At 75.9% G+C, this 5438-nt stretch carries 8 protein-coding genes; 3 read left to right on the top strand and 5 right to left on the bottom strand.

All coding sequences use genetic code 11. The annotated features are described in order from the left end of the window. Positions 1 to 355 (top strand): GTP pyrophosphokinase (locus VER05_RS01360; protein ID WP_414647531.1); only part of this gene is annotated, 355 nt, incomplete at its 5' end. Between the two features lie 122 nt (positions 356 to 477). Here VER05_RS01360 and VER05_RS01355 read toward each other — a convergent pair. From VER05_RS01355 to mca, 3 genes are read right to left on the bottom strand one after another with little or no spacing between them, the layout of a single operon-like run. Next, complete coding sequence (locus VER05_RS01355; protein ID WP_324843607.1) at positions 478 to 1302, bottom strand: carbon-nitrogen hydrolase family protein; 825 nt, start codon at positions 1300 to 1302, stop codon at positions 478 to 480. Then, positions 1299 to 1649 (bottom strand): hypothetical protein, encoded by a 351-nt coding sequence (locus VER05_RS01350; RefSeq protein WP_324843605.1) that lies wholly within the window; start codon positions 1647 to 1649, stop codon positions 1299 to 1301. Before VER05_RS01350 ends, VER05_RS01355 begins: the two co-directional genes overlap by 4 nt. Beyond that, positions 1646 to 2503 carry a mycothiol conjugate amidase Mca gene (mca, locus tag VER05_RS01345; RefSeq protein ID WP_324843608.1) on the bottom strand — a complete coding sequence of 286 codons (858 nt, stop codon included), beginning with the start codon at positions 2501 to 2503 and terminating at the stop codon, positions 1646 to 1648. The genes VER05_RS01350 and mca overlap by 4 nt, the downstream gene beginning before the upstream one ends. 133 nt (positions 2504 to 2636) lie before the next feature. Here mca and VER05_RS01340 point away from each other — a divergent pair, with 133 nt between their 5' ends. Both VER05_RS01340 and greA read left to right on the top strand, forming a co-directional pair. Continuing rightward, positions 2637 to 3041, top strand: coding sequence for a DUF4307 domain-containing protein (locus VER05_RS01340; protein ID WP_324843604.1), 405 nt, complete (start codon positions 2637 to 2639; stop codon positions 3039 to 3041). A 253-nt stretch (positions 3042 to 3294) separates the two neighbouring features. Continuing rightward, positions 3295 to 3783 (top strand): transcription elongation factor GreA, encoded by a 489-nt coding sequence (greA, locus tag VER05_RS01335; RefSeq protein WP_217614967.1) that lies wholly within the window; start codon positions 3295 to 3297, stop codon positions 3781 to 3783. A gap of 73 nt (positions 3784 to 3856) precedes the next feature. On the opposite strand, the gene VER05_RS01330 is transcribed toward greA, so the two are convergent. Continuing rightward, the gene (locus tag VER05_RS01330; protein WP_324843603.1) at positions 3857 to 4072 is read right to left on the bottom strand and encodes a hypothetical protein; all 216 of its coding nucleotides are present in this window, start codon (positions 4070 to 4072) and stop codon (positions 3857 to 3859) included. 96 nt (positions 4073 to 4168) lie between these two features. Next, complete coding sequence (ilvA, locus tag VER05_RS01325) at positions 4169 to 5371, bottom strand: threonine ammonia-lyase (RefSeq protein ID WP_324843602.1); 1203 nt, start codon at positions 5369 to 5371, stop codon at positions 4169 to 4171. Positions 5372 to 5438: the final 67 nt, after the last annotated feature.

Genomic DNA, 5438 nt, shown 5'->3' with positions numbered 1-5438 from the left:
GCACCTCATCGTGCAGGTGCCCGTCTACCTGTCCGACCGCGTGGAGCAGGTCGTCGTCGAGATCCAGCTGCGGACCATCGCCATGGACTTCTGGGCGAGCCTCGAGCACAAGATCTACTACAAGTACGACCGGCAGGTGCCCCGGCACCTCACCGACTCCCTCAAGCTCGCGGCGGACGTCGCGGCCCAGCTGGACGCGTCGATGGAGCGGATCCACGACGAGGTGCGCGCGCTCGCCGGCGGCGACGAGCCGGTCGAGCACGCCGAGGCGGTGCTCACGCCGGAGGAGCTGCTCCGGACGTTCTGGCCGTCCCCGGACACCGACCTCGACCCGGAGGGCCGCCCGCGCGGCTGACCGCCGCGTCGCCGCCCGGCGTCCCCCAGGGGCGCGTGCGCCGAGGTCGGTGGTTCGCGCCGAGGTCGGTGGCAGGCACCACCGACCTCGGCCAGAAGCACCGACGTCGGCGGACCGACGGCTCAGACCGCCGGGACCACGCGGTAGCGGCGGTTCGCCAGCGACGGGTTCGACTCCCGCACGCCGCGCAGCGCCTCCGGGTCGAGGTCGACCGTCCGCAGCTCGGGCTCCTCGCCGAGCTCCAGGCCGACGACCCCGTCCGGGCCGACGACCAGCGACCGGCCGGTGACGCCCCGGCCCGCCTGGCCCACCGCCACCACGACCGCCGTGTTCTCGATCGCCCGGGCCGTCGCCAGCGTCCGCCAGTGCTCCGCCTTGAGCGGGCCGGCCGCCCACGCCGCGGGCACGACCAGCACCTCCGCCCCGGCGTCGACCAGGCGGCGCGCGGACTCCGGGAACCGCAGGTCGTAGCAGGTGAGCACGCCGAGCCGGACGCCCGCGACGTCGAGCGTGAGCGGCGGCGCGTCGGCCGGTCCCGGCTCGAGGCGCTCGGACTCCCGGTGCCCGAACGCGTCGTACAGGTGCACCTTGCGGTACACGCCCGCCAGCGCGCCGTCGGCACCGACCGCGACCACCGCGTTCACGGCCCGCTCCGGGTCCGCGCCCGGCAGCGTCGTGCCGGCGAGCACCGCCACGCCGTCGGCGGCCGCGCGCTCCCGCAGCAGGCGCACGAAGGGGCCGTCCAGCGGCTCCGCGTGCTCCGGGCCGGTCCCCCGCGGGTCGAAACCCGAGGCGTACTCGGGCAGCACGAGCACGTCCGCCCGCGCGCGGCGCGCGGTGTCGAACGCCCGGCGCACCACCTCGCGGTTGGCGTCGTGGTCGTCGCTCACCCGGAGCTGACCGACCGTGACGCGCACCGCCGGGCGGACCGGCGGCGGGGTGCTCACGCCCGGCCCCGCGGCGGGGTCGGGCCGGGGGCGTCGGGGCGCTCGGGGCCGTCGGCCGCCGGGCCCTCCCCCGCGGCCGGCGCGGAACCCTCCGGCGCCTCCTCGGCCTCGCGAAGCCGGCGCGCGTTCCGGTCGACGACCCGCAGGTGCCGGACCATCGAGAACGCCAGGAGGATGACCGCCGCCGCGGCGGCGAAGGTCACGAGGAACCCGAGCAGCCCGGGCGACGTCTGGTCCTCCGGCGGGATCTCGATGCTCGACGGGGAGGGCGACGGGCTCACGGCCGCGGCCACCGACCCCCAGCCCTGCAGCAGCGTCCCGTGCGCGACCGCCAGCAGCCCGGTCACGCGACCACCTCCCGCACGCCGGCGAACAGGTCGTCCTCGGGCAGCGTCGTCGGCACCCGCGACTCGGCGAGCTCGAACTCCTCCGTGGGCCAGACCTCGAGCTCCAGGTCCCGCGGCATCGCGAAGAAGAAGCCCTCGGGGTCGATCTGGGTCGCGTGCGCCCGCAGGGCGCCGTCCCGCGCGTCGAAGTGCTCGTGCACGTCGACCAGCGTGGTGACCTCGCGCTCGGGAATCTCCCGGGCGGCGCGGGACTCCACCCACTCGCCGAACGGCGACTCCAGGCCGCGCTCGACCAGCGCCTCGTGCGCCGCACGGATCCGCGCCATCGAGAAGCCGTGGTTGTAGTACAGCTTCAGCGGCTCCCAGGGCTCGCCGGCCCCGCGGTACCGCTCCGGGTCGCCGGCCGCGTGGAACGCCTCGAACGCCACCCTGTGGCACATGATGTGGTCGGGGTGCGGGTAGCCGCCCGTCGGGTCGTACGTCGTGATGACGTGCGGCCGGAACTCGCGCACCAGCTCGACCAGCGGGCGGGCCGCCTCCTCGAGCGGCTGCAGCGCGAAGCAGCCCTCGGGCAGCGGCGGCAGCGGGTCGCCCTCCGGCAGCCCCGAGTCGACGAAGCCCAGCCAGTGCTGCCGCACGCCGAGCGCGGCGGCCGCCGCGGCCATCTCGGTGCGGCGCACGGCGCGCATCCCCTCGATGCCGCCCTCGACGGGCGGGTGGTGGGGGTTCAGCACGTCGCCGCGCTCCCCGCCGGTGCAGGTGACGACGAGCACGTCCACGCCCTCCGCGGCGTACCGGGCGGTCGTCGCCGCCCCCTTGCTCGACTCGTCGTCCGGGTGGGCGTGCACCGCCATCAGGCGCAGCTGCTCGGTCACGGTGTGGTGTCGTCCTCTCCTCGTCGCCGGTGCGGCACCCGGCGCGAGACAATGGTCGCACCCCGACGACTCCGCGCGGCCCCCGCGCGGCCTGTTCCCCCAGGAGACGAACGTGACGGCGACCCCGACCCCCGCCCCCGAGCTCCCCGCCGGGCGCTACGGGAAGCCCGCCGGACCCGGTCGCCGCAGGGCCGGGCGCGTCGCGATGATCGCGCTCGGCGTGCTGGCCGTCGCCGTCGCCGCGTGGCTCGCGCTCGGCCAGGACGGGCTCAGCTGGAAGGTGGTCGGCTTCAAGGTCGACGGCCCCACCAGCACGCAGCTGACCTTCGACGTCACGAAGGACGCCGACGCCACCGTGTCCTGCCGGGTGCAGGCGCTGTCGGAGTCCTACGCCGAGGTCGGGGTGCAGACCGTCGAGGTCGGCCCCGCGCGCACCGCCACGCAGCGGGTGACCACGACGATCCCGACGACCGAGCTGGCCGTGTCGGCCGTCGTGGAGTCCTGCTCGGCCGCGTGACGACCGGCCACGCCGGGGGTCGACCCGCCGCGGGATCCACCCGCCGCGGGATCCACCCGCGTGGGAGCACCCCAGTTGCTATGCTTGCCGATTCATACGCCGCCCCCGGTCCGACGTCGCCCGATGTCACCGCAGGTCGACGCGACCGCGAGGGAGACGGCATCCCCGTTCATCGCTCGGGCCCGCGCACGCCTCGCCGGGGTCACCGACGGCGCGTCCCGACCGGGCGCGCGACACGCAGGAAGGAGTGGACGTGACCGACACGACGCAGGCCGCCACCTGGCTGACGCAGGAGGCCTACGACCGCCTCAAGGCAGAGCTCGAGCACCTCGAGGGCCCGGGACGCGCCGAGGTCACCGAGCGGATCGCCGCCGCGCGTGACGAGGGCGACCTCAAGGAGAACGGCGGCTACCACGCCGCCCGCGAGGAGCAGGCCAAGCAGGAGGCCCGCATCCGCGAGCTCAAGGAGAAGCTCCGCAACGTGCAGATCGGCACCCCGCCGGACGACGGCGTCGTCGAGCCCGGCATGGTCGTCACCGCGGTGGTCGCCGGGGACGCCATGACGTTCCTGCTCGGCTCGCGCGAGATCGCCGGCAGCGCCGACATCGAGGTGTTCTCCCCGACGTCGCCGCTGGGCGCGTCGATCAACGGCCGCAAGGTCGGGGAGAAGGTGACCTACACCGCGCCCAACGGCCGCGACATCCCGGTCGAGATCACGGACGCGAAGCCCTTCACCGGCTGACGCACCCCGCGACGCGACGAGGGCCCCGACCGGCGATCCGGTCGGGGCCCTCGTGCGTGCGGCCTCGTGGGCGTCAGACCACGCACTCGCAGACCAGGTTGTACTCGACGACCTGCTCGCCGTCCTCCGGCCGCGCGAACGCCTCGGCCTCCGCGCGGGACGCGAACCGCCGGCCCACGAGCCGCCCGTTGGCGAGCAGCACGCCCACCTCGATCTGCGTGCGCGGGTCGACCCAGCCGTCGGCCGGGTCGGTGGTCGCCGGGGTGGTCGTCGTCGTCGTGCTCGTCACCGTGGTCCCTCTCGTCCGGGCGGGCCGCTCCGGCCCACGCCCTCCTCAACACCGCGCGGCCGCGGTCCATGCCCGCCTCGCGTCGCCGTGCCGCCGTCAGTGCTCCGCGAGGCGGAAGCCCCCGTCGCGCAGGTGCTGCAGCACCCGGGCGCAGTGCTCGGGGCCCTTGGTCTCGACCTGGACCTCGATCTCGACCTCGTCGATCTCCAGGTCCACCCCGGTCCGCACGTGCGACACGTGCATCACGTTGCCCCCGGTCGTCGCGAGCTCGCGCAGCAGCCCGGCCAGCGCGCCCGGGGTGTCGTGCACCCGCACCCGCAGCTGCAGGTACCGGCCCGACACCGCGAGGCCGTGCCGGACGACCCGGAGCAGCACCAGCGGGTCGATGTTGCCGCCGGACAGCACCACGACGACCGGGCCCTCCAGCTCGCCGGGCGCCGCCATGACCGCGGCGACGCCCGCGGCGCCCGAGGGCTCGACCAGCAGCTTCGCCCGCTCCGCGACCAGCAGCAGCGCGCGGGACAGGTCCTCCTCGGACACGGTCCGCACCTCGCAGCCGTGCCGGCGCAGCAGCGCGAACGGGACGGCGCCGGGGGTGCCGACCGCGATGCCGTCGGCCATGGTGTGCAGCTCGGGCGCCGCGACCGGCTCCCCCGCCACCAGCGAGGCCGGGTAGGCGGCGGCCCGCGCGGCCTGCACGCCGATCACCCGGACGTGCGGCGCGAGCTCGGCCACGACGGCCTGGATGCCCGCGGCCAGCCCGCCGCCGCCCAGCGGCACGACGATCGTCCGGACGTCCGGCACCTGCTCCAGGATCTCCAGCGCCAGCGTGCCCTGCCCGGCGACGATGTCCTCGTGGTCGAACGGGTGGATCAGCACCCGCCCGGTCCGCTCCGCCTCGGCGCGCGCCTCGACCAGGGCCTCGTCGACGCTGCTGCCGTGCGGCCGCACCTCGGCGCCGTACTCCTTGGTCGCCGCGACCTTCGGCAGCGCCGCGTCGACCGGCATGTAGACCACCGCGTCGATGCCGAGCAGCTGCGCCGCCAGCGCGACGCCCTGCGCGTGGTTGCCGGCGCTCGCCGCGACGACGCCGCGGGCCTGCTCCTCCGGCGACAGCCGGGCCATCCGCACGTAGGCGCCGCGGATCTTGAACGAGCCCGCGCGCTGCAGGTTCTCGCACTTGAGCAGCACCGGGGCGCCGGCGATCTGGGTCAGGGCGCGGGAGGTCTCCACCGGGGTGCGGGTCGCCACGCCCTGCAGCAGGCGCGCGGCAGCGCGGGCGTCGTCGAGGAAGGTCACCGGTGCATCATTCACGATCCCGCGGTCGGCTCGTCCGGGCCGCGCCGCGCGCCCCCGGCCCCGCGGG

The organism is Cellulomonas sp. (assembly GCF_035634735.1).
Lineage (GTDB): Bacteria > Actinomycetota > Actinomycetes > Actinomycetales > Cellulomonadaceae > Cellulomonas.
Note: the sequence above shows the minus strand (reverse complement) of the source record. Positions and strands in the feature narration are given on the sequence as shown.

Bases quoted from the DNA above. Each gene is read 5' to 3' on its own strand.
- mca (WP_324843608.1), bottom strand. From the start codon at position 2,503: ATGGCGGTGCACGCCCACCCGGACGACGAGTCGAGCAAGGGGGCGGCG.